The organism is Alteribacter salitolerans (assembly GCF_016901055.1).
Taxonomy (GTDB): Bacteria; Bacillota; Bacilli; order Bacillales; family Salisediminibacteriaceae; genus Alteribacter; species Alteribacter keqinensis.
Genome location: NZ_JAFEUX010000010.1, coordinates 72,056 through 98,811 on the forward strand (window position 1 = coordinate 72,056; position 26,756 = coordinate 98,811).

Consider the following 26,756-nt stretch of genomic DNA (forward strand, 5'->3'; position numbering starts at 1 on the left):
ATTGCACTCCCGGGGGCCTCTTCCACTTCAGAACTGCCGGCCAAAGATATTTAAATAACCGAAAAGATAGGAAGCAAACACAGTTACAAAGAAAACGAATACAAAGGCAGAGAAAAACATCCAGTCCCTCTTTCTAATACTCATTTTATGGTAGTGAGTCCGTTCTGTAGAGCCGGTAAAACCTTTTGATTCCATGGCTACAGCAACACGTTCTGCCTTGCGGATGGCATTTGCAAGGAGAGGAATGGCATAGCGGCGAAACTGCCGAATGCGGCCCTTTACACCTTTTGCTCTTCCTGCACCCCTGATTTTGTGTGCCTGGCGAAGAACCTCAAACTCATGCTTAAACGTAGGGAGGAAACGGTATCCCGCCAGTATTCCATAAGTGAGTTTAGGCGGCAGTTTAGCCTGCTGCATCAGGCTCAGCATGAACTTTGTGGAATCAGTAGTAAGCACAAACATAAGGGAGAGGGCAACCAGACATAATGAACGTAGTCCCAGACTTACCGCTACTATCATGCTCCCTTCCGTTACTTCAAACCACCAGAATGAAAACAAAACATTTCCGTCGCTGAAAGTATCACTTGAGTAAAGCATCGTCATCCATGAAAAACTGAGAGCAACGAATACAAATGGTACGAAAATCAGCAGCCACCGTTTCACTGACAAGTCACTAAGTAAAAAGGTTATCAGAATTGTAAATATCAGATAAACCAGCGGCGTGAACGGATCAAATACAAAGGCAAGGAGAAGTCCCGGAATAAAGATCGTCAAAGCTTTCATCGTAGGATTTATCGTACTAAGCATGACCAGCCACCTCTTCTTTGACTTCTTTCCTGTCCTGGATGCGGACCCTGTATGGAAGACGAAGCTTTGCCTCTCTTATGAGCTGCCGGTTGTTCCAAAGTTCAGCTGGTGATCCATCAAAGTCGATCTTTCCTTCATTTAATACATAAACACGATCACAGTAACGATCCACCAGATCCATGTCATGTGTCACAAACACGATAGCCGTCCCCTGGTCCCGTAGATCGGTCACCATTTTCATGAGCTCTTTCGTCGTTTTAGCATCCTGCCCAAAGGTGGGCTCATCAAATAATAAAACACCGGGGGTTTCATCAAGCATGGTGGCAACACTCAGCCGTCTTTTCTGCCCGCCGCTTAAGGAAAATGGATTCGCCCATTTCTTTTTTTCAAGATGGAATTTCCGCATAAGTTCCTCTGTCTGGTCCAAAATGACCCCTTCATCCTTTTCGTTCAGTTTCATTCCAAACGAAATCTCATCATACACAGTATCTGCAATGAACTGATGTTCCGGGTTCTGAAAAACAAAGCCAAGCTCTCGGCGCAAATCACGTTGTCCCCACTTCTCATAATCTCTGTCTATAAAGCGCCGTTCACCTTTTTGCGGTGTCAGGATCCCAGCCATAATTTGAAGCAACGTTGATTTTCCTGCTCCATTTTCACCGACAATCCCGATAAATTCCCCTTTGTTCACCTCAAGGTTTACTCCTGATAGGATTGGAACCTTCTTTTTCCTGTGAAAATACAAATCGTTAAGGGCGATAATACTTCCATTGAATTTTTGTTTAACGCCGGCTTTAATCTCACCCGATTCTCCCTGAACTCCCGGATTGTCCATCAAAAGCAACCCCAGTTCTTCTTCTGTAAGAGGCTCTTTCTGAAATGCCTCAACACCCATATTCACCGCGGTTTTGACGACTTTTGGAAGGTGGATGCCTTCTTGTTCCAGCTCTGTACAGCGTCCGTAAAAAGCTTCCCGTGGCGGACTGTCTATGAACACCTCGCCCCTGCTGTTCATCGCGAGAACCCTGTCGGTCTGAGCAATCCAGTCATCGAGCTGGTGTTCAATAATCAATACAGACATTCCCCATTCCCGCTTAAGCTTCTCAATGAGTCCGATAAACTCATATCTGGAAGCCGGATCCAGATTAGCCGTCGGTTCATCAAGGATTAGAAGAGACGGATTAAGCAGAAGAACAGAAGCAAGTGCGACCTTCTGTTTTTGCCCACCGGATAACTCATGGATATTTCTCTTGCGCTCTGAAGTCATCCCAACTGCCTGCAGGACAAGTTCCATCCGGTCGTCCATCTCTTCAGTTGGAATCGATAGGTTCTCCATAGTAAAGGCGAGTTCATTTTCAACGGTAATCATGCAAAACTGGCTTTCAGGATCCTGAAACACAACCCCTATACGCTTATTGAGTTCACCCGGCTTGAAATTTTTTATCGACTTTCCTTTAAAGCAAATGTCTCCTTCAGCCCATCCTTCCACAGCCTCGGGATACAATCCATTTAAACAGAGAGCGAGGGTACTTTTTCCTGCCCCGCTGGGCCCCATTAAAAGGATGGTTTCTTTTTCTTTTATGGAAAACGTCAGGTTTTTAAAAAGAGGATCATCCTTGTTCTCCTCGTAGTCAAAGGAATAGTTATCCACTTCTACAAGCGTGCGGTTACGATGCTTTTTGTTCACGCTTTGCCTGCCACTCCTTTCCGAGGGCATAGCTTCGTAATACGCCGGTGTTTGCCAGCTGATCACTGATCCACTTACCAAGAAGCCCCGCAAGCAGTGCACCACTTATGCAGCGGACAATGAACATGGCAAGGACCATCGAAGTGGATAAGGCAGCAAACCCGGAAATAAACCAGCCCCATACAAAACTGAAAATGGCTGCTGAAACCCCGGCCAGAACGAGAACGCTGAGGTTATAATTCTTCCACCGGGTGGCGGCAAAGACGACTTCTGCTCCCAGTCCCTGAATGAGACCTGAAACAATCAGCCTGGGTCCGGCGGGACTTCCGATCAGCACCTGAATTGTAGCTGCAATGGTTTCCGAGATCAATGCAGCACCCGGCTTTCTGATCACATAGGCGGTAATGATTGAAACGATAAACCAGATCCCGAAAATCACTTCGTAGCCAAACGGCCCAAGACCAAACGGGGCAAGAACGTTTCGAAGACCTTGACCGAAGAAATAAAACATCAGGTAGATGACGCCAAACACGACGCCTAATATGGACATTAAAACAATTTCTCGTAGTTTCCATGCATGTGACATTAGCTGCACCGTCCTTTTAGTTGTCTTTCGTTGATGGGCTGTTGGCAGAAACTGCAGCTGTCATTGTTACGTGGCTGCGATCGTCCGTTTTTGATGCATTTACGAAGGCTTCTTCCAAACTTTGAAACACGTCGTGTACATCTCCATCCAGGCGGCTCGCATAATGAACACCTTTCGTAAATGTTCCGTGGTCGGCTGCGACACCAACCTGGTCGGCGATCACCTGCATATAGTCAGGGTTGTTGAGGGGATAGAGAGCAAACTGTGTCGCTACTTCTACTTTTTCAACCCTGCTTGCTTCTTCATTTAATCGTTCATCACTTTCCGACATGTACGTATCTCCCTCTGAATCCCCCGGGCAGCCGATCGAAAAGGTACCATTGAACACAACATGAACACCTGTTTTTGTAGCATGGGTAAAGATTGCTTTTGTAACATCAAAAACATGTTCACTTCTTCCTCTTACACATGTACTGACATCATCTGTTTTCATCCACACTTTACTCGTATCAACTTCTTTAAGGGCTCCTATAATAATGTCTACGAAGTTGTCAGCCATCGGATAGATGGAAAAACGACATCCTACGATTCTGCTTGTACCACAGCTTAAACCTTGCATTTTGTATCCTCCATTATGATCGTATTCAACATGTCCGGCCGCAAAAACATAAAAAACTGCATTTCTCAAAGTGAGAAATGCAGTGTTAGTCAGAAAGATAAAGCGCAATTACGCTAAAGACGTCTACTGCACTTCCCCACGCTAGTATTACCTAGTTCGGGTTCAAAGGGTTAACAGGATTTTCACCTGAATCTCAGCTATTTGAGCTGTCCGTGTAAGAACAGTTCTTTATGCACCCCTAGTGCGATCGCGGAATATGTTGTTAGTTGTATTCTAACCACAAAATCCCTTTCTTGTAAACCACCAAATGATTATCCTTTCCAGTCTTCCTTTAAAATGGCGTAAAGGGCATGATCAATAAAACGTCCGTTCACGACTTCCACCTGCCGCTGAGTTCCTTCATACATAAACCCAAGCCTTTCAGGAACAGCACGGCTTTTTTTATTTTCGACACCTACACGGATCTCCAGGCGGTTCAGGCCGATTTCATTAAAGGCATATTGAACAAAAGCCCGTGATGCTTCAGTCATGATACCTTTCCCCTGAAATCCCTCTCCCAGCCAGTAACCCATGCTCGTTTTTTTATTGCGGTAATCAATCTCATGAAAACCGATAACTCCTGCAACTTCCTCTTTATAAATAATGGCACAGGACAAGCTTCCCTGGTTTCCGAAAGCTTTTAAAGTAGAGCGGATAAACGCTTTCGTATCTTCCGCTCCTTTAATATCAGGCGCCCATGGCATCCATTGGCTGAGATATTCTCTTCCTGATTCTGTTAAAGCAAAAAGAGCGTCACCGTGTTTTTCCTGTAGGATTTCAAGCTTTGTAACTTCATTTATTGTATAGTAAAACATGCTTTTTCCCCTCTGATTCTTTAATTGCACATAGCCCTGTCTTCTGTAACCGAGCGCCTGCAGTAGTGCCTCACTTCCACTTCTTCGAGATTCCACTTCTCTTCTGTTCTGTTAAAATGAAGCAGATAATCAGTACCGGCAACAGCATCATCCTTCAGTCCCCAAAGCAGGACCAATACCTTTCCGATGCCTGACTCGTAATTTATCTGTGTACGAAAAGCCAGTTCCTCCTCTGTATCCATGTGAACATCCAGCTCACGTTCACGTATCCAGTCAAGAGCAAGTGCCGAAATGGATAAACCGCCGTCACCTTCATGATCATCTCCTTCGTGAGCAAAGGTTTGCCAATCCGTTATTCCAGGCTCAAACCCCAATTCTTCTTCTATGTCGGTTTTGTCATCTGAAAACCAGAACTGAGTATAGAAATCTTCCTCATTTGACAGTTGAAATTGACTGACACCGGATTCTGTTTCTTCCAGTCCATTCTGCTGCTCAGCAAGCTTGCTCTCAAGCACGTCAATTCTTTCCTGATACTCCTGTTTTGAAAGATCGTGTTCTTTTTGGTCTTCATCAAGCTCTGATAACAGAGCCTTTATTTCCTCTTCAAGTTCTCCTATCCGTTCTTCATATGCCGTTTCCTCCGCATCCGAATTCATCACGGGTTCCTCCTGTGAACACCCTGCAAAAACCATGAAGAAAGCACATGACAGAATAATCATCCATCTCTTCAAGGCGCATTCCCTCCTCTAAAGAATTGTGCACCTGATAACACGATGACGTTTCCGTTTATTATCTGACATCCACTCCATCAAGCATAAAATCGGCTATTCTTTCGACATGAAGCTGGGTTGAATCAAAAATAGGGAGATCTACAATTTCCTGATTGATCAGCATATGAAGTTCCGTGCATCCAAGAATAATACCCTGTACATCTTCTTCATAAAGCCGTTCTACTACTTCAAGCATACGCTTTCTTGACGTATCACGGACTTTCCCGACACAAAGCTCTTCAAAGATAATATGATGAATGAGTTCACGTTCATTTTTTTCAGGCGTTATCACCTGTAACCCGTGTTGTTCCAACCGGTCGGTCATAAAAGATTCTTCCATCGTATAGCGGGTTCCCAGAAGGGCAACTTTATCAGTGCCGCGAAGTTTTACACTCTCTGCCAGTGCATCTCCGATATGGATAAGGGGAATGGAAACAGCATCCTCAATCCCGCAGGCAAGTTTGTGCATAGTAGTAGACGAGATTACAATACCCTCTGCACCGCTTTTTTCCAAATTTCTTGCAATCCCAACAAGCTTTTCGGTTGCTTCTCCCCAGCTTGATTCCTCCTGCATTTTAGCCACAGGTGCGAAATCAACGCTGTAAATAATGCATTCAGCAGAATGGAGACCACCCATCCGTTTTTTTATATTTTCATTTAACAACCTGTAATAAATATGCGTTGATTCCCAGCTCATACCGCCAATTACACCTATCGTCTTCATCGACTGTCCTCCCTTGAATTAACCAGCACCTGTCAGCTGCCATAATATTTTTCGTGACTCAAATCTCCCTCCAGAAGGACGTTCATCTGTCTGTTCCGGTCTATTTCAACCAGGTTTAAACATCCCGGGTGTATAAAAGGGGGATCCCATAATTGATGGAGCATCCTGTTTTTAAACCGTTTCAGCAAAAGCTTTACAATTACTGTGTGAGTAACAAGCAGCACATGCCCATTTTGATGGTTCCTGTAAATGTCACTGATGAAATCATTCACTCTGCTCTCAACCTGACAAAAGGTTTCTCCTCCTGCAGGCTTGTAGGCTTCAGGATTGTTCCAAAACGCCTCAAGTCTTTCTTTTGAGTAGCCTGAAGCAATCTCCTCTCTTGTTTTTCCTTCCCATTCACCAAGGTGAATTTCTCTTAGTCTTTCATCAAGTACGATCGGGGTCTTTTGTCCACTGTTAATTAATTCAGCTGTTCGAATCGTTCTTCCGCTCGTACTTGTATAGATTGTAGAAAGAGGGATATCCCTGAAATAATGGCCCAGACTTTTTGCGATGTTTTCTCCTTCTTTTGTGAGTGGCGAGTCATGCCAGCCCTGAAGGCGTCCTTCACGGTTCCACATTGTCTCACCATGTCTTGTAAAATAAAGTGATAACATAGTTGCCTCCCTGCTTTACGTCAGTTATCCCATCCAAATCGATAATCAATGGAATCAGCTACAGGTACATACCCTATCTTTGTATAAATTGAATTTGAGACGGGGTTGTCCAGGTCGGTGTAAAGACAGCAAAACGAATATCCCTCATTAAGTAGATGTTCGCTAAGTGCAGCCACACAGCTTGTAGCATAGCCCTCACGCTTATATTGATCCGGGGTATAGACGAGACTTACAGATACTCCGTTTTTTGTTTCACGGGCTTTCTTTGCCATGGAAACAGGTACATCTTTTTCATTTTTCCATAAATAGATTGTTCTTTGTTCAATTGATTTGCCGGCAAAGTCTTCTGCTTCCGACTTACTGATTGGTGTCAGGGCTTCTTTATGAAAGAGTTGAACCCACTCCGTAATAAGGGAAAGGTCTTCTTTTTTTGCCACGGTTAAAGTACCGTTCTTCCTTATGACGTCCCTTACCTTTTCAAGCTTATAAATCCGCTGACGCATAAAAGGCTTTCCTTTTTTCTTTGTCTGCTTCTCCCATTCATCAATGAAAGCAAATGTTAATTCTTTTTCACCTGTTACACCCGGCATATCAATCCCTTGGTTTACCAGCCAGGAAACGGCATCAGGGACACCTTCTTCCTTTCCTGCAATGATCAGGTTAAATGGAGGTGTTTGAATCATACAGAACCTTCCATTTGTACTTCCGGCCATAAACGGGGCTTTACGGTTCTCATATTTTTTGTTTACATCTTCGTCTTTTATAAGCCTTCCAAGCAGTCCGAGCGGAAGATTATGGACTGCTTCCCGTTCTTCAAGAAAGGCTTCAGTATAATGTAAAAATTCACGAGGGGAATCAAACTTTCTTAAAGCCACCTCTATCACCTCACCTTCTTCGCGCTTCTTCTTTCTCTCAGGTTGTGAAGAGAGGTTGACCCAAAAGGCAGGTATTTACCTTTGGATCAACCTCGAAGCAATGAGCCTAGCCATTGCCAATCTACTTTTGAGATACTCTCATCATAAATTATTTACTTATTTCCATTTTGGAGACCTTTTTCATTTCCACAAATGGATAGGAGCTTTGGTTGGTCTTCTGCAAATAAGCCGCTGTTTTCCTGAAACCTGTACGTTCATAAACAGAGATTGCTCTTTCATTGAACGCAGCTACGTTAATTACCAGAACATCCACATGGCCGTTTTCAAACGCCTTGTCCATTGTTGCTTCAACAAACGCAGTACCGAATCCTTTTCCCGTAAGATCCGGTCTGAGTCCCAGGCTTACTTCTACTTCATTTGTTTCATCGGACCTCTTAAAAACTGCAAAACCGGCAAGTCTGCCATCCATGTAAGCTGTACACATGTGTTTCCAGTTAAACGGATTCAAAAACTCATCCAAGTCCTCCGAATCTTCATTCATGTTATAAAAGTCGTAAGGTTTTTCGTATTCCCAGTTTGCAATTGTCAACGCGTCCTCTTTCGTCATCCACTTCCAATCAAACAAACGAGTTCACCTCACTTTATAACGCATGATTGTAATTAATCGTACCATAATTTAGGTGAATTATCGTCTATTTTCTAAAAATTCAAATTAAACTTGTGTAATCTTACTACTAATTTCAAAAATGTTGGACAAAGTAGGAAGAAGGAGGCTGCTCATTATGGATCTTACACTTCTTCTGGAATACGGATGGGTTCTGCTTGTATTAATCGGACTTGAAGGAATCTTAGCTGCAGATAACGCTCTCGTTCTTGCCATTATGGTAAAGCACCTCCCGGAAAAAGAACGAAAAAAAGCATTGTTCTATGGGCTTGCAGGAGCTTTTATTTTCAGGTTTTTATCCCTGTTTGCTATATCGTTTCTCGTAAATGTGTGGCAGGTCCAGGCTATCGGAGCCGCTTATTTATTGTTTATCGCTTGTAATCATCTATTTAAGAAATATGTATTTAAAAAATACGGAAATAAGCTTGAAAAAGCTGCACAGAAAAAGGGCTCATCGGGATTCTGGATGACCGTTTTGAAAGTGGAGCTTGCAGACATTGCCTTTGCCGTTGATTCTATTCTTGCGGCCATTGCCCTCGCATTGACCTTGTCTCCGACCCCGCTTCCGAACGTCGGGGAGCTGGACGGGGGTCAGTTTGCCGTCATATTAACAGGGGGATTGATCGGAGTGATCATTATGAGATTTGCAGCAACCTACTTTGTTCGTATCCTTCACAAACGACCCGGACTTGAAACTGCAGCGTTTCTCATCGTTGGATGGGTAGGTGTAAAGCTGGTGGTCTTTACCCTTGCACATCCTGATGTTGCCGTTATTCCACATTCGTTTCCGGAATCCACTCCTTGGAAGATAACCTTCTGGTCTGTACTGGTCATTATTGCGATCGGAGGCTGGTTCCTCACAAAAGCGGTGCCCCCCGGACCCGATAACCCTGAAACAGACCGTGCCCTCCAAACCGAAGACAACCTCCTCTAAATTGTGCGAAATTGTGCGGGGTCTGTCCCCCGACAATTTAAGGCTGCTTATGTTATATGTGAATTGATTGCTGGGGATTGGGGGATTGCCATCGGGATTAATTGTTTATTCTGCCGGTACTGTATTTAATTCTGCCGAAACCGTTCTTAATTCTATCAATAATTCCATTTTTTCTACCGAAAATGCCATTAATTCTATCAAAAACACGTTGAATTCTTTCGCTATATTTTTTCACACATGAATGAGGTCATTCTTCAATTAAAGATCCACATTAACGGGCCTGGCATTTTATATTTCAGCTTTTTTTCAGCCGGTAGCAAATTTCAGTAAAATCCCCCTCTCTATTAAAAACACAATAAAAAAACCCGAGCTTACCCTGCTTCCATTTCTGGAGGCAGGTGCTCAGGTTAACATGATAATCTATTGTTCTTGCAATCTCTTTATCGAGAAATAAACATTTGTGTCCAGTAGTGGCCGTACTGTCCGCCTTCAACGTGCCCTACACCAATTTCAGTGTAGTTACTGCTGAGGATGTTTTCACGGTGACCTTGAGAGTTCATCCAAGCATCGACAACTTGCTCTGGTGTCTGCTGACCTGCAGCAATGTTTTCACCAGCTGCGTTGTAATCTACTCCGTAGCTGCGCATCATGTCAAACGGGCTTCCGTGGGTCGGGCTGTTGTGATCAAAGTAGTTGTTATCTCTCATATCAGCCGACTTATCACGAGCAACTTCTGAAACGTCCTCTGCAATCTCAAGCTCAGGTAAGCCGTGCTGTGCACGCTCTTCATTCGTCAAACGAACAACTTCCTGCTCGAACTCACTAAGTTCGCTTGAAGTCTGCTCAGACGTTTGACTTGGTTGCTGAGCTGATTGAGCAGAAGGCAATGTCACTTGCTGCCCTGGGTAGATCATGTCCGGGTTATCGATGTCACTGTTTGCATCAATAATATCAGAAAGACTTACATCGTATTGTTGAGAAATTTTATACAATGTGTCTCCTGATTCAACTGTATGAGTTGAGCTCGCTTCCGCTGTGTTCCCCACAACCAAAGGAACTGCAACTGCAACAGCCAATACTGAGTAAATGAGTTTTTTTAACATGTACTCAACACCTCCACGGACATCATTATGCCATAAGAATTCCGTATTGTGTGCAAAGGGAAAGGATTTCCAGTGATTAAAACCTAGAAATCGAGCTAAAGATTGAGGTAAATGCCATTTATTATCATTCATTTCTTGAAAATGTAAACAATATTCATACTTTTGCGACGGACAAAAAACAAAGAAAAACACCCGCAAGGCGCGAGTGCTTCATTTTTTTATATAAGCAAACCTTTTTTGAAGTTTTCTTTAGTCTCAACTGTATCCTCCGGCTGAATCGTCAAGCCGGTTTTCATCAGTGCCTGCTCAAGGCTGTTCGTAACGGTCATATGGTTAAAGGAAATGCCTAAACTTACAATTGTTTGCGCAAGCTCGGGGCGCAATCCGCTGATAATGGCTTTAATCCCTACAATTTTTAAGGCATCGTTCAGCTGGAAAAGATTATGAGCTACGGCAGTATCAATCATGTGTACTCCTGAAAGATCAATAATCATATAAGAGAGACCGAGTTCTGTTCCTCTCTCCAGGGCCTGATCGAGCATCTTTTTGGATCTGAATGTATCAATCGTTCCAATTACAGGAAGTATAGCCACATTACCTGTCAAGGGAACAACAGGAACAGAAAGCTCTAAAAGTTCATCCTGTGCCTGCGAAAACGTTTCGTCATTATATTCTACAAACGCCTGGGTAAATGAATAAACAGCGTGATCTATAATTGGATCCAGCCTGTCCGAAACATCAAAATAAGCATCGAATCCTAAGCCGAGCTTGTTGAACTCTTCTCTGATTGCTTCATAAAGCGCTTTTCTAATGGGGTTTAAACTTAATACAGCTGTATCTGCCGAAATTCCATGCTTGACAGCTTCTTTCCCGGCATTTTTCCCCCACATATAAACCTGATTTAATTTTTCTTCAATATCCCCGGTCAGCAATGCTTCTCCAAGCAAAACAAAAAAGCCTTTACGATGTTCAATGGTTTCTTCAGCAGAATAACTGAGATTTTGGGAGGAGCTGTACTTGCCATCATGCTCCCGGGAAAGACGGATTGAAAGTTCCTCACTTCTTTCAATAATCGCCTCACCTATCTTAACCATATGATTTTCGCTCATCATCTTTCTTTCCTCCCGCTTTATCTCTAATGTAGATATCCTAAGCCTTTACCTCAAACGAAACTTAATTAAACCTGTTTTTTAAACAAAATACATTAATTTTAATCTAAACATAAAATAGATCGACAGGATTAATTATGGCATATATTTACACGTAATACGAGAACATTTTGCCGTTAAAAAAAGGAAAAACAAAAGGTATATACATGTATGGTCAACCATTTTACCTAAAAGAGGTTTTTCATGTATCCACGATCTGTCTCCTTCATCGGTCTCACAGTCCCTGACGTAAAAAAAGCCGATCACTTCCAAGAAGCGGATGACAGCAACAGCTATGAACTGACATACTCAGAAAGCGCTTTTGAATGACTAATTGAAAAAGTCCCAAAAGCGCGTTACCTTTCGGGACTTCTTCTTTATGACAGTTGAAAACCTCTTAGCATGAAAATGACAGAATTAAGCGCGTATCAAAGCCGGTATAAACCCAGCGGTACTCACGTGGTCTCCAGCGCCACCCTGCAACGGAAGTTCTGCCGATAAATACCGGCCAGAACCAGAAACGCTGACCTGTAATCAAACGGATGTAGGTGTAGCGGAACAAACATCCATACAATGATCCGGGATCAACTGCAAATACCTGAGCTCCTCCAGCTCCTTGAACGGATGCAGCTGCCGGACCTGCCTGCATTTGTGCCGGCGGTGTCGATGGCGGCGGGCCTGGAGGAGGTCCCCCCGGGCCTCCTTGCTGTCCCTGTCCCGGCGGTCCAAACGGCGGCGGGCCCCCCTGCCCACCCTGCCCTGGTGGTGGACCGAATGGCGGTCCCCCCTGTCCTGGTGGCGGTCCGAATGGAGGTGGTCCGAATTGTTGTCCTGAAGGTCCAAACTGTTGTTGCTGCCCTGGTAACAGGAATGAATAAATCCCGCCAGGAAATTGTCTGTCGTCGTTATACACAGTGCCCTCCCCTTTCAAATAGTTCTTAATAAACTATGTCAGGAAAAGTGGAAGGGTGCTTGCCTACCGCTCACGGTCAATCGGTGCCTTAAGCCTGTCATCCTTATAATCAAAAGCAAGTGTCCCATCAGGCCCACGGACGCAGTAAAATACATCATTAACCGCATACCCACGTCTGCTCACTTCCTTAATCAGCCAATCTTCGGAAAGTTTAATGTCCCTTAAGTTTTTTTCTACAATTTTCCCATCCATTATAAGTTCGACCGGGAATAAATTCGCCCCTTTTTCCTTTCTCATAACGGAGAGGTGACCGTCCGGCTCCAAAACAGCATATTTAACTTCCTCTATATTGAAAATATTCTTCTCCCTCAGTGACTGATTGAGGGAATCCATATTATACTTCTGTTTTTTCATATTGCTCTCAAGTATTTTTCCATTCTCGATAAACACTGACGGTGATCCTGAAAACCACTTACGGACACCTCGGTTTTTCATGGAAAGATACGTGGTCGAATACCCGATTCCTCCGATAATTAAAAGGGCGATAAAGGAGTGCCAGTAGCTGACCTGAGTATCAAAGGCAAGATTGGCGGCGATCGCTCCCATCATGATGGATGTAATAAAATCATGATTGGTCATCTGTGACAAAGTCTGCTTCCCGAGCATGTTGTTAATAATCAAAAGAATGGTATACGCACCAAAGCTCCGGATTACAACTTCCGTAATTTGGCTGTCCAACTGTCCCACCTGCCCTTATACATATTGAATTAGGGTCTCCTTTCAGGGGTGATCCTATGTATCGAAGTGGTCTCAGGCTGGTTTGCCGGATCATTTGACTGGTTATCGGGAATCCGGCTATATAATAAAATCTCTGTTAAACTCAGGTGTTATTTACGCTCACTGCACCGGGGTCGCCAGTGAACCTCTTCAAACAGGAGTGTGGTGCATCTGATGCATTAAATTAACAATGATCTTAAACACAGCCATAAAAAAACACCCCTCTTTTAGAGAGGAGTGCCTGATTCTATATATCATCCTGTTCGGTTAAAATAACCGGACCTTCTTTTGTAATCACAAGGGTATGCTCATATTGGGCAGACAGGGATCCGTCTACCGTTCTTGCCGTCCAGCCGTTGGAATCCATCTGTGAACCCCAGGCACCGAGATTGATCATCGGTTCGATTGTGATGACCATTCCTTCTTTTAAACGAAGACCTCTTCCCTGGACACCGAAGTGAGGGATGTTCGGCTCCTCATGAATGGTAGGTCCGAGACCGTGCCCTGCAAAATCCCTGACAACAGAGTAGCCTTTCGCTTCCACATAGGATTGGATCGCATGCCCGATATCACCGAGACGTTTTCCCGGTTTTGCCTGACGAATAGCGCGGTAAAGAGACTGTTTCGTTACTTTACACAATTCCTCTGCTTCATCAGACACGTTTCCCACTGTATATGTCCATGCCGAATCAGCCAGTCCCCCATTCAGATTGACAACGCAGTCAATGGTAACGATATCTCCGTTTTTCAACGGCTCTTTTCTGGGAAACCCGTGGCAGATTTCATCGTTAATCGACGCACACGTTGCATAAGGGTAATCGTGAAACCCTTTCTGTTCAGGCGTGGCACCGTGCTTTGCTAAGTATTTTTCAACAAACGTATCAATTTCCATCGTTGTTACGCCTGGCTTGATCATCTTTGCTATTTCTTTATGGCAGCGGGCCAAAAGTTTTCCCGCCTCATGCATTAATTTTATTTCACGCTCCGACTTTATTGTAATCACTGGACGAACCCCTTCCACACTAATCTAAATGCCTACCTTTAAATAATGTTATCACCCTCAAAAAGGTGACCGGTTTTATCATACCAATTGTAAGGAGGTTGGAGCAAATGTGATTAGTTTCTTATTGACCATGTTGTTTCTTCCATTCGAGAATTTCCATTGTTATAATATCCGTTTTCCAGCATCGTGCAAGAACCATTTTCACCTCTGATATCGTTCAAACCTTCTATATGAATGACTCCTAAGACGCAAACATCATCATTGTTTATTAAATTTATGTTCGTTCCTCTACCAATAATTAAGTCACCTGTTACAGTTAATTTAGCGGGCGGAACCATAACATAATCACCTGAAATGTATAAGTTTCCACCTACAGTCACATGACTGTTTCCTCTGAATTCTGCGTTATAAAAATGAAAATTACCTGTTAAGGTTGGATTAGGGGCCCCATAATTCTGTCTGTTTCGTCCCCTGTTAAAAACCCGGTTTTCCTTTTTATCGTAACCCTCCAAGTTCCAGCCAGGAACCTCCACTTCTTTTGTTGTTAAATTAAGGGTAAGCATCTCATGCTCTATATTCAAAACATCATCATAATAACCGTAACTTAAATAGGATATCTCAATAGATTCATTATCAGAACCAACATTCACTTTTACACCATCTATTTCCACATTATGTTCTTTTCCATTATGTCCGATCAAAAATATAAACCTTTCATTTTCCAAAGTATTCTTCAGAATCTTTTTTGCATCCGCAATGTTTCCGGGTAACCTACCTACTTCATCTATAACCAGCTGGCGGAAATGGACTTTACCGAGCCCGGAATTATGTTTACTAATTACTTTCTCTTCAGCCCGTTGTCCTTGAAGGTGGCTTCCCGCAACCTGATTCACCAACGCCACAGACATTAATCCAATTACAACAATAGTCAGTAACACAATAATAAGAGCGGCACCTCTCTCATTTCTGATCATCACTCTTCCTCCCAGTCAATGAAATAATCATACATGGTTACTAACTCTCTATCCTCATCATCGTAAAGGACAGTTTCAACTAGCATTAATCCATTTACGTCATAAGTATCGTCACAAGTAACACTTACATAATATTTTTCCTTACCGTTAACTATATAGAACCCCTTTCCGTCATTTTCATATCCTAACTGACTTTCATCACAACCAAGTGCTGGACCGCTGCTTTTTATATCATTCAGTACCCGTTCTGCAACATTCACTGCTGCGACCTGAGTATCCGCTTTTTGGTTAAACAGGGAAGCCTGAGTGAAAAAAGAAAAGAAAGCCACTGCAACGATGGACAAAATAGATATTGAAACCAGAAGTTCTATAAGAGTAAATCCCTGTTCAGTCGTGTACCATTTCTTTGTTTGAGCCATTTTTTTCACCATTTCCCTATGAATTCCTATATAATAAATAATAGTATAAAACTCACAAATTGTAAGGTGATATGATGAAAAAAATAAGAAATTCGAACCAAAAAGGCGTCACCTTAATCGAATTACTCGCTGCTTTGGCCTTGTTCGGTGTCATTGGTGCCATTGCAATTACATTTCTAATCCAGGCTAATTTGTTCCACGTACGGACCGGGGCGGACATTTCACTGACACAGGAAGCAAACCTGGTCGTGTCGGAATTACGAAGTATCCACCAGACAGAAGAAATGGGAGATTCGTATACACTATGTATTGAAGACGGATATTTATTTCATAATCACACTCGAATTTCAAGCATCCCTTTTGATTCATTTAAAATCTACTCTGACAAGGATCTCGTTTCAGGCCCCCATTGCGAGGAGGGTATTCTAAGAGCAGAAGCTCTCCCCCTTTCATTTACTATTGTAAACAAGAGCTCTTCCTATGATCTCCTGACTACCCTCACCCCGTCTAATCAACCATTTAACTATACAACAGACTAAAGAGGTTGAGCGGAGTCGTTGCCCGCTTTAAAGAGACCGGCAGGGGTGGTTTTCTTCTGCCGGAGGAGCAGCGTGCGGAGACATTGCCAAAATACTGTGATCGTTTGACTCCACTGCTTTTCACCTCCCTCACTTTTCAAATCCATTCATTTTTCCTCCCAACTTTTCACACTTCTCTGCTACACTGAATTCATATCCGTCACCAGCTCAAAGGAGAATGCTATATGAACCGTGACCAGGAACTTTACCTTATAAAAAACATAGCTGAACTTTTGAATAAAGAAACTGATCTGACCTCAATGCTTCAGCAGGTCCTTGATAAATTACTCCACTTAACCGGCCTGCAGACTGGTTGGATCTTCCTCCTCGACGAGAAGCAACACTACACTCTTGCCGCTTCTTCTCGTTTACCTGAAGCACTGGCATACGAAAATAAACGATATCTTTGTGAAGGAAGATGCTACTGCATTAATCAATATATAGACGGGCGCCTGAAAGAGGCAGCAAATATCATTGAATGCAAACGGATCGAAGACGCCATTCGCTCAGACAGAGGAAAAATTGATGATATTACCCACCATGCTAGTGTCCCGTTGAAATCCGGTGAAGAACTTTTCGGTATTTTAAACGTTGCCGCCCCTGTCAAAAATTCTTTTACTCAGGATGAATTGCATATCCTTGAATCCATCGCTTATCAGATCGGCTCGGCATATGAACGGATCCGCCTTTCTGAAAAAGAAAAAACAATGAAAGTTTTTGAAGAGCGCAACAGACTTGCCAGAGATCTCCATGATTCAGTTAATCAACAGCTTTTTTCCATCATGTATACAGCTACCGGAGTAAAGCGCCAGACAAAAGACCCCCTTGTCAATGCTGCTCTTAAAGACATCCATTCGATGTCAAAAGATGCCCTTGCTCAAATGAAAGCTCTGATTTGGCAACTCAGGTCAGACCGAGTTGAAGAAGGGCTTGCAAACCGGCTTGGTACGTATTCAAAAAAGCTCGGCCTTACACTTATCACCACCGGACAGTTCACTTCCATTCCTTCACAAATCGAAGTGGGGCTGTGGAAGATAGGGCAGGAAGCATTAAACAACATCTCGAAACATTCAGGATCAAATACATGTACAATATCCCTGAAAGAAGACAGCCTCTACTATGAAATGAAAGTCTCGGACAGCGGAAAGGGCTTTAAACCCGATACTCTTACATCTGACGGGATGGGACTGATCAGCATGAAAGAGCGCGCTTCTCTTCTCGGCGGGTCCTTTTGTATAGAAAGCGAAGCTGAGCAGGGAACAACGATTACAATTACGGTATTGAAGAGAGGTGAACCGGGTGACTGACAAAATTAAAGTGATGATTGTAGATGATCACCTTGTAGTCCGTAAAGGGCTCTGCTACTTTTTTAAACAGGAAGCAAGCGTGGAGATAACAGCAGAAGCCGGCACAGGAGAGGAAGCAATGAAGATTCTTTCAGAGGGGACAAAGCCCGACCTGATCCTCCTTGATCTTTCCATGCCCGGTATAGGGGGCGTTGAAGTAACCAGCTTTGTAAAAAAACAATATCCCTCTGTTAAGGTTCTTGTCCTTACCAGCTTTGAGGACGAGGACCATGTCATTTCCGCCGTTCAAGCCGGTGCCGATGGCTACTGTTTAAAAGACACGGACCCTGAAGAGCTCCTTAAAGCGATCCAAAGAGTAGTAAAAGGATCTAAAAATATTGATCCAAAAGTGGCAGGTCACCTTTTTCAGCACGTCCACCACGAAAAGTCAGACGAGGTAATAGCAGTTCAATCGCTCACAAGACGGGAACGTGAAGTGCTCATTGAAATCGCCAGAGGGAAAAACAACCGCGAGATTGCCGCCACTTTATTTATTACTGAAAAAACAGTTAAAACACACATAACAAACCTTTTTGCAAAATTAGCTGTTGAAGACAGAACAAAGGCCGCTCTTCTCGCCATCCGCCATAAACTTCTGTAGCTCAATACGACTCAGGTCTTAGAAAAAATCATTCTCTTTACCGGAAAAAGATCAATCCCGGACCCGATTTTTTTAACCTGCCTCCTTCCTATAATGAAATTATAAGAAAATCCTTAAGGAGGCAGATCCTAATGATTAACGGCATATATGAAACCCATGCAGATGTAAGGAATCTGAAAGAAGCAAGAGCGTTTTATGAAGAACAGCTAGGCCTGACGCCATCTTTAGTAATGGAAGAACGGGGCGTCATTTTTTACACTCCCGGAGGCTCCGGCCAGGTGTTTGGCATTTGGGAAAAACCCGAGGTGGAATGGAAAAAAAGCCACTTCGCCTTTCAAATCCCTGTTGAAGATATGAAAGCAGCGATCAGCTGGCTGAAAGACCGTGAAATTGTTGCAAAACAAGCATTCGGACTCGATCCCACAGAGCCACTCGTTCATACGTGGGTACCGATGGCTTCTGTTTACTTTGAAGACCCGGACGGAAACCTGCTTGAGTTCGCAGCCAACCTGCCTGAACCACCTGATCATGATCCTAAAGTCATCTACTTCAGTGATTGGGAAAAGAAACATGGAAAACACACGAGCAGTCCTGTTCAAGCGGAACCGACACTCGAAACGCAGCATTATAAACCTTATATCCCCAGACAAAAAGCCGTTGTAAATGAAAATTACAACCGCCTTCTTTCCCAGCGGATCAACCGTTTCTAAAAGGGAGTCTCATAAGGTGGCTGTACGCCTTATGAGACTCCCTTCATTATTTAAAGATTGAACCTTGCTCATTCGTTTTATGATAAACTATGATCAGAAACCGATGACAAAGGAGCAGCAAATTGTGATCAGACTGGACTACTTTACGGAAGAGGATTTTGACGATCTCATTTCATGGGTGAACGACACTGACCCTGCTTTTTTTATGAAGTGGAGCGGCCCTACCTTTACCTATCCCCTCACAATAGAACAGCTCAATAACTATTCGGAAGGAGCTAACAAATCCGGCAGTGACGCTTTTATCTTTAAAGTGGTTGTGGATGAGACAAATGAGGCGGCAGGTCACCTGGCTTTACGGAAAATTGACAGCTACCACAGCTGTGCCAGGCTTGGTAAAGTTCTTATTTCTCCAGATTACCGCGGAAAAGGATTTGCAAAGCCAGCCATCAGAAAAGCCTTGGAATTCGCCTTTGAATACCTCGACCTGAATCGTCTTGCTTTAGGCGTTTTCTCATTTAATACCCCGGCTTACCAACTGTATCGGGAGACGGGCTTTACGGAGGAAGGATACTTCCGTGACTTCAGACGTGTTGGGGATGAATACTGGGATATGTATGAAATGGCCATGTTAAAAAAAGATTATGTACAAAAAATAGAAAACGATGATCCTGCTTAGAAAAAGCGCTGGACCATCGTTTTTTATTATGATTTTTTTGCCACCATAAACAAGTAATCACCTTTGCGGCTGTCGAATGAAGCTGTTCTTTCGGCAAAGGTCCCTTCTTCAATATCTTTTTTTAATAAATCAAGCCCCTTCTCAAGTTCCTCATCTGTAATGAGGCTTGAAAAAGAACTGATCCCTTTTCGCACATCAGGATCAAGATACATCTCCGGGTTTTCTTTCCCTACATACAGGAAGGCATCCTCCAACGAAGGCTGCACGAGAAATGACTCGGACCCCTGAAAAGTAAATCCGGCCTTCTTCAACGCTTTCGCCACTTCTCTGATCAACGGCATTTTTGCCATGGATGCTTTCATCATCTCAGGAAAATAAGCATTCAGCCAGTATCGCTGCATCTGCTCAGACCCTGAGGTGAAAATAACAAACCTCGCACCCGGTTTTAATGTCTTATATACGTTGGAAAAGCTTTCAACGAGGTTCTCAAAGTGATGTACACTGAGAACACATGTAGCCCCATCAAAGCGACTCTCCGGTAAATTACAGCTTCTAATGTCATCATGAATCCATTCTATGTCAGCACTTTTTCTTTTGGCCTGATCCAGCATTGTTTCAGAGATATCCAGGCCGCTGACGGAGTATCCTTTGTCTTTAATAGAAATCGTATAATTTCCTGTACCACAAGCAATATCAAGTATACTCGCCTGTTCTTTTGAATTCATCTGCAACAAGTAAAGAAGACGGTTGACAATTTCAGCATCAGCTTTTCTCGAGACATCATAAGTTGACCCGATTCGATTATATAGAACCAAGCTGCATTCACTCCTCCAATTAAGACTCTATTCTATTATATCGGATTTCGCTGAATAAAAGAGACAATATTTTATTTTGTTTATATGGTAAACTAATATATTACTTTAAAGATATAATATCTGCACTCTCCCACAATCACCCACACAATGTTCCTTTTATTGGAATTTGCGTCAAATAAAGTACGTAATTTAGCGGTATTTGTCACAAATACAGTTACATTCATGGCGAATGTGTTAAAACAGATTGCAGCAATTACAACTATATTTCAATTCCTTTAAGTAACCCTTTTTCCATTGCTTTTGTATCGGCCTGATTGGTAGTATTGAACTCGTTAGCGAAGATCACTTAAACTTTAAGGAGGCTGACATATGAAAAGCTTTGGTTTATCAAAACTAAAAACACTTGGCTTACCCATAATCGCAGCAGGTGCACTTTTCTTTGTATCACCGGCGATCAGTGAAGCGGGAAGTGAAACAAACTTAGGGGACAGACTTCTTCTTGAAGGTAAGGAGAACTCCCAGGTTGAAGAACTTCAGGAACTTCTTCATGAGCGCGGATACTTAGATCAGGATGCCATAGACGGAGTATTTGATCCACAAACAAAAGAAGCAGTAGTAGAGTTCCAGACGGACTCTGACATTTTAGTAGACGGACTGGCTGGGGTACAAACAGTCGGTGCATTATCGATCCTGGGTGAAGGTGATGAAGGACAAGCTGTTGCAGCCCTTCAGGAAAGCCTGCAGGAACTTGGATATTTTGAGGCAGATGCAGATGGAGAATTTGATCGTGGCACTCACGATGCAGTAAAAGACTTTCAATCTGCTAAAGACATTCTTGTTGACGGTTTAGCAGGCCCACAAACCTACGGAACGCTGCATGCCGCACTGACAGGTTCTAATGAAACGGCAAAAGAAGAAGAAACAACTTCCGAAGAAGCTCCGGCAGAAGAGTCCACTGAGTCTGAAGAACCAGCTCAGGAAGAATCTTCATCTGAAGAGCCAGCTCAAGAGGAAGCGACTGAAGAAACAACTTCTGGCTCAGAAGAAGAGTCTTCTTCTGAAGTACAATCTGTAATTGAAATGGAAGCAACTGCTTACACTGCATATTGTGACGGTTGCACAGGCATCACTTACACTGGGCAGGATCTTCGTGCTAACCCAGACAAAAAAGTTGTTGCCGTTGACCCGGACGTCATTCCTCTAGGTTCTAAAGTATATGTTGAGGGTTACGGAGAAGCAATTGCCGGCGACATCGGCGGTGCAATCAAAGGTAACCGTATCGATCTTCACATGGCTACAAAAGAGGAAGCTCTAGAGTTCGGCCGTCAGACAGTAGAAGTTCAAATTCTTGAATCCAATTAATCAATAATCCTTCCATTCTTGTAAATCTCTCTGATTTTATAGAATGATTAAAGCAGACGGCTCACTATGAGTCGTCTGCTTTTGTATTACTTCATATAGCCTGAAATATTTAAATTGAAACATTCATTTCCCTCTTTTCGTCTGAAAGAAAAGAACGATAAGCAACCCCAGCAGTCCCGCTCTGCCAACAGCCCTGAATAAATCAGAATCATAAATATGAGCCGCTGCCATGGCTGCTAAAAAACACGCTCCTCCTATAACATACAAAGGAGAGAAACTATTCTTTCCACGCAATTACGACACTCCCTGCTCTCTTAGTACATATAGGAGAACCACACATACAATGGGGATGGCAGTAATCAGTGCCACACCGATAAAGAAGAACGTATGAAGTGAAAACCGGAACTTTTCTCCACCCCTGCTTTCCCATGCGCCCCTTGCCATGATAAACGTAAAAACAATGCCAACGAGAGTCACCACCATTATAATAGCTGCAGGCATGATAAAGTCAATCCCCACCTGACCCTCCAATAATATAAAAACGAGAACAATAATTGCAATAACCGGCGTTTCCATAATGGCAAAACGAATGAAAAAAGCAGTCTGCAGCTTCCGAAACTCCTCTCTTCCTGCTTCTTCGCGTGACACCGGGCCCATCACTTTACTGTACAATGCTAAAAAACCAACTATAAAAACGAAACAAGCTGCAACAAAACCATACTCCATTTCCCATTTCTCCTATTCTATTATCATCTCTTTATCTAAACAGCTGGAAAAGAGCTTCCCCGTTCTTATATATCAAGAAGCTTATCTCAATTAAGTAAAAGCGTTTCTAACCTGATGCTTCCCCTCTTTCAGGGTTGTAGCAATGGTCGTCAAGATGCATGGGATCTGATTCATTCCCACTTACATTGCCCGAATTTAACCGGCGAACCGTACATAATTGCTGTACATCACCGCTCTCCATCTTCACGTAAACGTACCCATGGTCCGGCTCATCCTCAAAAACAACCTTCAGCCGGGTACGATGAGTATTCAGACTGTCGTCTGCATTCCTGATCTGTTTGTACGATGTGATGTCAGACTCCGAGTATCCCCGGTCCTCCAGGTAGGCAAGTATGTCCTGTTCAATTTGGTTATTTGTAATAGGATTACCTGTACTATGCAGGAAAACAATCAGCGGGGGAATAAGTAAAAACAAAGCAACAAGAATCATCGTAAACATCGCTGACGGTTTGCTGTTCATAGACGTCCCTCCTGAAGAATTACATTCCAAAGACAAGGTGACTGGTGCTATTTTCCATCATCATGATTGTACCACAGGTGAAAGACAAAAAAAGACAAAAGAATACATCAATTTTTCTTGATGAAACACTTGCATCTTCATTTATTTTCCATTATGATTAATTCATCAAATATTTTTGATCAAAGGAGACCTTTCCACATGAGCCGTACATTATCTGAAGACCAGTTGTCAGGCCCAACGCCATTTAAAACGTACGAAAAACAATTTAAAGCACTTGCCGATGAAAAAAGACTGGAGATTCTTTTTTTGCTTTGTAATAAAGGCGAAGTTTGTGTGTGTGACCTTCAGGAAGACATGAACATGCCTCAATCCAAACTGTCCTATCACCTGAAGCTTCTTCTTGACGCAGAGTTAATTACACGAGAAAAAAGAGGCACTTGGAACTACTACAGCAGCAGTGGTTCACAGCTTTCAGCTTTATTGTCAGAAGACCTTTGCTGCCTCTTCCGTCCTGCCGAATAGTACCGGCAGGACTTAGACTTAATATCAATTTTTTTTTTGATTTATACATCAAATATATTTGATAAAAAAACGAAAAGAGGTTCTTACCATGATCGAAACCATTCAAAGTTTTATCCACATCGCACTACAGCTTACCGTCTTGTTTGTCGCTGTTTCTTTTGCCCTTTATTTTATCCAGTCCCGCATCCCCTACGCTAAAGTGGAGCGCTGGTTAAAGCGTACCAGCCCTGTGAAAGCAAGCTTCCTGGCAGTCCTTTTCGCTTTTATCACACCATTCTGCTCCTGCTCTACCATCCCGGTTATCGTAAACCTTTTGAAAAACCACGTTCGCTTTGGCGTCGTAATGGTGTTCTTATTCGCATCACCGATTCTCGACCCAACCATATTGACTGTAATGGCTGTAATCATGGGATGGAAAGTCACACTCATCTATACATTTGTAACCGTCACTTTCTCCATCGTAATGGGATTAACGTTAGAGAAACTCGGCTTTGCCTCATCCTTAAAGCAAGTCGTTCTGGAGGGGTTTGACCCAGAGGCTGAACGTCATTTTTCATTAAAAGGTGCACTGAGAGAAACGTGGAACATGATGAAAACCGTTTATCCGTATCTGCTGATTGGCGCTGCTATCGGTGCAGTTATTCACGGTCTTGTACCCGCTCATTTCATTGCCAGTCATCTCGGCGGAGATGCATGGTGGCTCATACCTGCAGCTGCAATTATTGGAATCCCCCTCTACATCCGGCTTTCCAGTATGGTCCCTGTATCCCAGGTTCTGATCTCAAGCGGGATGGCAACCGGGCCAGTGATGGCTATGCTCATCAGTTCTGCAGGTGCAAGCCTCCCCGAAATCGTTCTGCTTAAGTCGATCTTTAAAAAACAATTGATTTTCGCTTTCGTAGTATCGGTTCTTACCATGTCCACACTATCAGGGTTTATCTTCTATTTTGTATAAGGCGTTGCTATTATCCGGGAAAGGAGGGATTGTGGTGTTTAAAAAATTCGTTTTTTCGTTGAAGAAAGATCAGAAAAAACCTTCCTGCTGCAGCGTTAAAATCACTGAAGTAAAAGAAAATGCGAAAAAGAAGTAGAGGATGAGCTGCGGGGCCAGGGGTTTCACCGGCTATCAAAAAAGACGGCTCAGAAGGGATAATTCCACCTTCTGAGCCGCCTTTTATTTTAGTGAAGAGAATGAATAAACGAAGGATAATAGTCAGGCTTCATTTGCTTCTTCGTTGTTTATAGAACAAAAATAGCATTTGATCAACAACAGTAATCCAGGCCGTGCAGGACAATACTTCTTGAGCCTTCCCGTTCTTCAAAATCCAGAGTCACGTTTGCAGCCTGACCCTTGATCGTCGGATCAATCGCAACGTTAACGCCGTTTATTTCCATTGTTTCATCTTCAGGCTGCGCTTCCTCCAGACGGACACCAAAGACCATTGACCAGCAGGCGCTGATTGGACAATCCGATGTCATTCAGTTCACGAGCTGTCCGCTCTGCTTCCCATATCGCACTTTCATCAGGCCGGGTAACTAAAATGAGAATTGTTTTTTCACGGTCCGACAACGCCTGAACAGTGCTTTCGTATAAAGCTTTCTTTTCTCCAAGCCCTAATAATGGGCCAAGACAGGAAGCTCCGTGAGTGCTTTCTTCCAAAAAACCAGACCATGCGGCAGGCAGCTGAAGAAGCCGTAATGTATGGCCTGTGGGTGCAGTATCAAAGATAATGTGGTCGAAAGAGTCAATTACTTCTTTTTTTGTAAGTAATGAAGCGAATTCGTTAAAAGCCGCAATTTCCACAGTACAAGCTCCGGACAGCTGCTCTTCCATTTGAGTAACAACAGGTTCAGGAAGTTTGTCTCTGTAAGGACCGACCACACTCTCCCGATAGTCGGAAGCAGCCGCCTCGGGGTCGATGTTAATCATGAACAGACCTTCTACTTCCGGAACCCTGACAGGTTTCAGGCTAACACCTATCCCAAACACATCCTCGAGGTTTGAGGCCGGGTCGGTACTGACGAGAAGAACTTTTTTACCTTCATCAGCGAGGGCTACAGCTGTGGCACTTGCAGTCGATGTCTTCCCGACTCCACCTTTCCCTGTAAAAAAAATAAATGGTGTCCGGGAAACCTCCGGTAAAGTAAAATTGGTAAACATGCTGTACACCTCCGGCTAAAATAAAGTCAAATCGTCTTTTTCTTTCTTCTCAGGCTGAAGTTCATCCTCCCGGACCGCTGCCCATTCAGCTAGTTCTTTGTTAGTTGGATACTCTCCTGTTTTTACAACAGTTCCATTTACAATGACTGCCGGCAGAGCATCCACCCCTTTTTCTTCCAAAAGCTTTTGTATGAGTGTTTCATCGACAAACGCCTGAGGTTCATTTCCAAGATTATAGCGTTTCACATCAATACTTTTTTGCTCCAGGAGAAATAATGCATTAGCTACTCTTGTAAGTTCCGGGTCTACTACGGGCCCGCAAACTCCGGTTTCACAGCACATAGCCGGATCATAAACCCGAATGACTGTCATGTTATTCAACATCCTTTCCTATAGAAAAAGCCGAGAACGTCCCGGCTTCTTTGGTTTATTCACCTGTGTCGGCAAAGCGTTTTATCCGCTCGCCAATTTCGTTACGGACGCGCTGGAATACAGCCCATTTTTCTTCATCCGTACCTTCTGCTTTGGCCGGATCATCAAAGCCCCAGTGCACCCGATCCTTGTTAGGAGGCGTAGCCGGGCAAACGTCATTGGCATGTCCGCATAGCGTAACAACAAGATCCGCACGGTCAAGCAGGTCCTTATCGATCGTATCTGAAGTCTGATCACTAATATTAATGTCCACTTCGTTCATTGCCTTTACAGCTTTAGGGTTAACCCCGTGAGCTTCAATTCCGGCAGAGTAAACGTCGTATTTACCGTCCAGATAATGTTTTCCCCACGCTTCAGCCATCTGGCTGCGGCAGGAGTTTCCTGTGCATAAGAAGTAAATGATTGGTTTCGTCATAGATAGAACTCCTTTTTTTACTGGATTCAGCTTTCGACACCATTATATAATCAACCAGTTATATAATCAACCTCTAATATATTATTTTTATACCCGCTTTTACTAAAGGTTGGGCTCTGTTAAATTCAGTTGTTGGTTTACGCTCATTTCGCTTTCCACGGGGGCGCCGGTGAGCCTCCTAGTGCTCCGCAGAGGCCACTGAAAAAGTCCATTCCCTTTAAAATAGGCTAAGAAAAGCCAGGTGTTGATTTCCGCTCATTGCACTCGCGGGCGGTTCGGGAGCCTCCTCGACGCTTTGCGAATGCGGGGTCTCCCCGGAACTTGCTTTTCCAGCAGGAGTGTCACTTATTCGCTGCAATTAACATTATTTATAAAA

35 protein-coding genes, 1 pseudogene and 1 riboswitch are annotated in these 26,756 nt (G+C 43.4%); of the genes and pseudogenes, 10 read left to right on the top strand and 26 right to left on the bottom strand.

The features are described from left to right. Positions 1–27: 27 nt before the first annotated feature. From JSY36_RS16900 to JSY36_RS16945, 10 genes are all read right to left on the bottom strand, one after another. Positions 28–807: an energy-coupling factor transporter transmembrane component T family protein gene (locus JSY36_RS16900; protein WP_205167244.1), complete on the bottom strand. Its 780-nt coding sequence runs from the start codon at positions 805–807 to the stop codon at positions 28–30. Then, positions 800–2,494 (bottom strand): energy-coupling factor transporter ATPase, encoded by a 1,695-nt coding sequence (locus tag JSY36_RS16905; protein WP_205167245.1) that lies wholly within the window; start codon positions 2,492–2,494, stop codon positions 800–802. Before JSY36_RS16905 ends, JSY36_RS16900 begins: the two co-directional genes overlap by 8 nt. Then, entirely contained in the window at positions 2,475–3,080 is a 606-nt protein-coding gene (locus tag JSY36_RS16910; protein WP_205167246.1) for an ECF transporter S component, read from the bottom strand. The genes JSY36_RS16905 and JSY36_RS16910 overlap by 20 nt, the downstream gene beginning before the upstream one ends. Before the next feature lie 16 nt (positions 3,081–3,096). Next, positions 3,097–3,699, bottom strand: coding sequence for a YkoF family thiamine/hydroxymethylpyrimidine-binding protein (locus JSY36_RS16915; protein ID WP_205167247.1), 603 nt, complete (start codon positions 3,697–3,699; stop codon positions 3,097–3,099). 116 nt (positions 3,700–3,815) lie between these two features. Beyond that, a riboswitch (TPP riboswitch) is annotated at positions 3,816–3,949 on the bottom strand. A gap of 61 nt (positions 3,950–4,010) precedes the next feature. Then, complete coding sequence (locus JSY36_RS16920; protein WP_205167248.1) at positions 4,011–4,553, bottom strand: GNAT family N-acetyltransferase; 543 nt, start codon at positions 4,551–4,553, stop codon at positions 4,011–4,013. A gap of 20 nt (positions 4,554–4,573) precedes the next feature. Beyond that, positions 4,574–5,209, bottom strand: a complete 636-nt coding sequence (locus JSY36_RS16925; RefSeq protein ID WP_205167249.1) for a hypothetical protein — start codon at positions 5,207–5,209, stop codon at positions 4,574–4,576. Positions 5,210–5,342: 133 nt separating this feature from the next. Then, on the bottom strand, positions 5,343–6,047 hold the full coding sequence (locus JSY36_RS16930) for an aspartate/glutamate racemase family protein (protein ID WP_205167250.1): 705 nt from the start codon (positions 6,045–6,047) through the stop codon (positions 5,343–5,345). 32 nt (positions 6,048–6,079) lie between these two features. Beyond that, positions 6,080–6,706, bottom strand: coding sequence for a histidine phosphatase family protein (locus tag JSY36_RS16935; RefSeq protein ID WP_205167251.1), 627 nt, complete (start codon positions 6,704–6,706; stop codon positions 6,080–6,082). A gap of 20 nt (positions 6,707–6,726) precedes the next feature. Next, positions 6,727–7,581, bottom strand: a complete 855-nt coding sequence (locus JSY36_RS20865) for a GNAT family N-acetyltransferase (protein ID WP_205167252.1) — start codon at positions 7,579–7,581, stop codon at positions 6,727–6,729. A gap of 148 nt (positions 7,582–7,729) precedes the next feature. Continuing rightward, a complete protein-coding gene (locus JSY36_RS16945) occupies positions 7,730–8,206 on the bottom strand; it encodes a GNAT family N-acetyltransferase (protein WP_205167253.1) in 477 nt (158 codons plus the stop codon). A gap of 157 nt (positions 8,207–8,363) precedes the next feature. Between JSY36_RS16945 and JSY36_RS16950 the strand changes: the two genes are divergently transcribed. Further along, a complete protein-coding gene (locus JSY36_RS16950; protein ID WP_205167254.1) occupies positions 8,364–9,179 on the top strand; it encodes a TerC family protein in 816 nt (271 codons plus the stop codon). 440 nt (positions 9,180–9,619) lie between these two features. Here the strand turns inward: JSY36_RS16950 and JSY36_RS16955 are convergent, their stop codons facing one another. Both JSY36_RS16955 and JSY36_RS16960 read right to left on the bottom strand, forming a co-directional pair. Further along, entirely contained in the window at positions 9,620–10,282 is a 663-nt protein-coding gene (locus JSY36_RS16955; protein ID WP_205167255.1) for a CAP domain-containing protein, read from the bottom strand. A gap of 218 nt (positions 10,283–10,500) precedes the next feature. Further along, entirely contained in the window at positions 10,501–11,394 is an 894-nt protein-coding gene (locus JSY36_RS16960) for an STAS domain-containing protein (RefSeq protein WP_205167256.1), read from the bottom strand. Between the two features lie 240 nt (positions 11,395–11,634). On the opposite strand from JSY36_RS16960, the gene JSY36_RS20730 reads away from it, so the two are divergent. Further along, the gene (locus tag JSY36_RS20730) at positions 11,635–11,760 is read left to right on the top strand and encodes a hypothetical protein (RefSeq protein ID WP_272873318.1); all 126 of its coding nucleotides are present in this window, start codon (positions 11,635–11,637) and stop codon (positions 11,758–11,760) included. Positions 11,761–11,827: 67 nt separating this feature from the next. On the opposite strand, the gene JSY36_RS16965 is transcribed toward JSY36_RS20730, so the two are convergent. The 5 genes from JSY36_RS16965 to JSY36_RS16985 form a co-directional block, all read right to left on the bottom strand. Continuing rightward, a complete protein-coding gene (locus JSY36_RS16965; RefSeq protein ID WP_205167257.1) occupies positions 11,828–12,343 on the bottom strand; it encodes a hypothetical protein in 516 nt (171 codons plus the stop codon). Positions 12,344–12,406: 63 nt separating this feature from the next. After that, the gene (locus JSY36_RS16970) at positions 12,407–13,081 is read right to left on the bottom strand and encodes a DUF421 domain-containing protein (RefSeq protein WP_236785051.1); all 675 of its coding nucleotides are present in this window, start codon (positions 13,079–13,081) and stop codon (positions 12,407–12,409) included. A gap of 286 nt (positions 13,082–13,367) precedes the next feature. Then, complete coding sequence (gene map, locus JSY36_RS16975) at positions 13,368–14,123, bottom strand: type I methionyl aminopeptidase (protein WP_205167258.1); 756 nt, start codon at positions 14,121–14,123, stop codon at positions 13,368–13,370. 113 nt (positions 14,124–14,236) lie between these two features. Further along, a complete protein-coding gene (locus JSY36_RS16980) occupies positions 14,237–15,097 on the bottom strand; it encodes a hypothetical protein (RefSeq protein ID WP_205167259.1) in 861 nt (286 codons plus the stop codon). After that, complete coding sequence (locus tag JSY36_RS16985) at positions 15,097–15,528, bottom strand: type IV pilus modification PilV family protein (protein ID WP_236785053.1); 432 nt, start codon at positions 15,526–15,528, stop codon at positions 15,097–15,099. Before JSY36_RS16985 ends, JSY36_RS16980 begins: the two co-directional genes overlap by 1 nt. 59 nt (positions 15,529–15,587) lie before the next feature. Between JSY36_RS16985 and JSY36_RS16990 the strand changes: the two genes are divergently transcribed. Further along, a complete protein-coding gene (locus tag JSY36_RS16990) occupies positions 15,588–16,055 on the top strand; it encodes a prepilin-type N-terminal cleavage/methylation domain-containing protein (protein WP_205167260.1) in 468 nt (155 codons plus the stop codon). On the opposite strand, the gene JSY36_RS16995 is transcribed toward JSY36_RS16990, so the two are convergent. Next, positions 16,052–16,201, bottom strand: coding sequence for a hypothetical protein (locus JSY36_RS16995; RefSeq protein WP_205167261.1), 150 nt, complete (start codon positions 16,199–16,201; stop codon positions 16,052–16,054). The genes JSY36_RS16990 and JSY36_RS16995 overlap by 4 nt on opposite strands. Before the next feature lie 78 nt (positions 16,202–16,279). Between JSY36_RS16995 and JSY36_RS17000 the strand changes: the two genes are divergently transcribed. From JSY36_RS17000 to JSY36_RS17015, 4 genes are all read left to right on the top strand, one after another. Beyond that, complete coding sequence (locus tag JSY36_RS17000; protein WP_205167262.1) at positions 16,280–17,401, top strand: GAF domain-containing sensor histidine kinase; 1,122 nt, start codon at positions 16,280–16,282, stop codon at positions 17,399–17,401. Positions 17,402–17,414: 13 nt separating this feature from the next. Then, positions 17,415–18,041, top strand: a complete 627-nt coding sequence (locus JSY36_RS17005) for a response regulator (RefSeq protein WP_236785089.1) — start codon at positions 17,415–17,417, stop codon at positions 18,039–18,041. 131 nt (positions 18,042–18,172) lie between these two features. Further along, on the top strand, positions 18,173–18,751 hold the full coding sequence (locus tag JSY36_RS17010; RefSeq protein WP_205167263.1) for a VOC family protein: 579 nt from the start codon (positions 18,173–18,175) through the stop codon (positions 18,749–18,751). 124 nt (positions 18,752–18,875) lie between these two features. Next, entirely contained in the window at positions 18,876–19,427 is a 552-nt protein-coding gene (locus JSY36_RS17015) for a GNAT family N-acetyltransferase (protein ID WP_205167264.1), read from the top strand. A 26-nt stretch (positions 19,428–19,453) separates the two neighbouring features. Here JSY36_RS17015 and JSY36_RS20525 read toward each other — a convergent pair whose 3' ends face one another. Continuing rightward, complete coding sequence (locus JSY36_RS20525) at positions 19,454–20,242, bottom strand: class I SAM-dependent methyltransferase (protein WP_236785055.1); 789 nt, start codon at positions 20,240–20,242, stop codon at positions 19,454–19,456. A 369-nt stretch (positions 20,243–20,611) separates the two neighbouring features. Between JSY36_RS20525 and JSY36_RS20735 the strand changes: the two genes are divergently transcribed. Beyond that, entirely contained in the window at positions 20,612–21,604 is a 993-nt protein-coding gene (locus tag JSY36_RS20735) for a peptidoglycan-binding protein (RefSeq protein WP_205167265.1), read from the top strand. A gap of 123 nt (positions 21,605–21,727) precedes the next feature. Here the strand turns inward: JSY36_RS20735 and JSY36_RS17030 are convergent, their stop codons facing one another. The 3 genes from JSY36_RS17030 to JSY36_RS17040 form a co-directional block, all read right to left on the bottom strand. Continuing rightward, positions 21,728–21,898 (bottom strand): hypothetical protein, encoded by a 171-nt coding sequence (locus JSY36_RS17030; RefSeq protein WP_183163659.1) that lies wholly within the window; start codon positions 21,896–21,898, stop codon positions 21,728–21,730. Continuing rightward, positions 21,899–22,330 carry a hypothetical protein gene (locus JSY36_RS17035; protein ID WP_205167266.1) on the bottom strand — a complete coding sequence of 144 codons (432 nt, stop codon included), beginning with the start codon at positions 22,328–22,330 and terminating at the stop codon, positions 21,899–21,901. It lies immediately after the preceding gene. A 106-nt stretch (positions 22,331–22,436) separates the two neighbouring features. Further along, on the bottom strand, positions 22,437–22,850 hold the full coding sequence (locus tag JSY36_RS17040; protein WP_205167267.1) for a DUF3139 domain-containing protein: 414 nt from the start codon (positions 22,848–22,850) through the stop codon (positions 22,437–22,439). A gap of 198 nt (positions 22,851–23,048) precedes the next feature. On the opposite strand from JSY36_RS17040, the gene JSY36_RS17045 reads away from it, so the two are divergent. Beyond that, the gene (locus tag JSY36_RS17045; RefSeq protein ID WP_205167268.1) at positions 23,049–23,372 is read left to right on the top strand and encodes an ArsR/SmtB family transcription factor; all 324 of its coding nucleotides are present in this window, start codon (positions 23,049–23,051) and stop codon (positions 23,370–23,372) included. An 88-nt stretch (positions 23,373–23,460) separates the two neighbouring features. Beyond that, positions 23,461–24,327 (top strand): permease, encoded by an 867-nt coding sequence (locus tag JSY36_RS17050; protein WP_205167269.1) that lies wholly within the window; start codon positions 23,461–23,463, stop codon positions 24,325–24,327. 308 nt (positions 24,328–24,635) lie between these two features. Here JSY36_RS17050 and JSY36_RS20740 read toward each other — a convergent pair whose 3' ends face one another. The 4 genes and pseudogenes from JSY36_RS20740 to arsC form a co-directional block, all read right to left on the bottom strand. Next, on the bottom strand, positions 24,636–24,767 hold the full coding sequence (locus JSY36_RS20740; protein ID WP_272873319.1) for a hypothetical protein: 132 nt from the start codon (positions 24,765–24,767) through the stop codon (positions 24,636–24,638). Positions 24,768–24,807: 40 nt separating this feature from the next. After that, positions 24,808–25,533 (bottom strand): annotated as a pseudogene (locus tag JSY36_RS17055) (TRC40/GET3/ArsA family transport-energizing ATPase); the annotation flags it as partial. A 15-nt stretch (positions 25,534–25,548) separates the two neighbouring features. Then, positions 25,549–25,905: an arsenite efflux transporter metallochaperone ArsD gene (arsD, locus tag JSY36_RS17060; RefSeq protein WP_205167271.1), complete on the bottom strand. Its 357-nt coding sequence runs from the start codon at positions 25,903–25,905 to the stop codon at positions 25,549–25,551. Between the two features lie 55 nt (positions 25,906–25,960). Next, entirely contained in the window at positions 25,961–26,380 is a 420-nt protein-coding gene (gene arsC, locus JSY36_RS17065; RefSeq protein ID WP_205167272.1) for an arsenate reductase (thioredoxin), read from the bottom strand. Between the last annotated feature and the right edge of the window lie 376 nt (positions 26,381–26,756).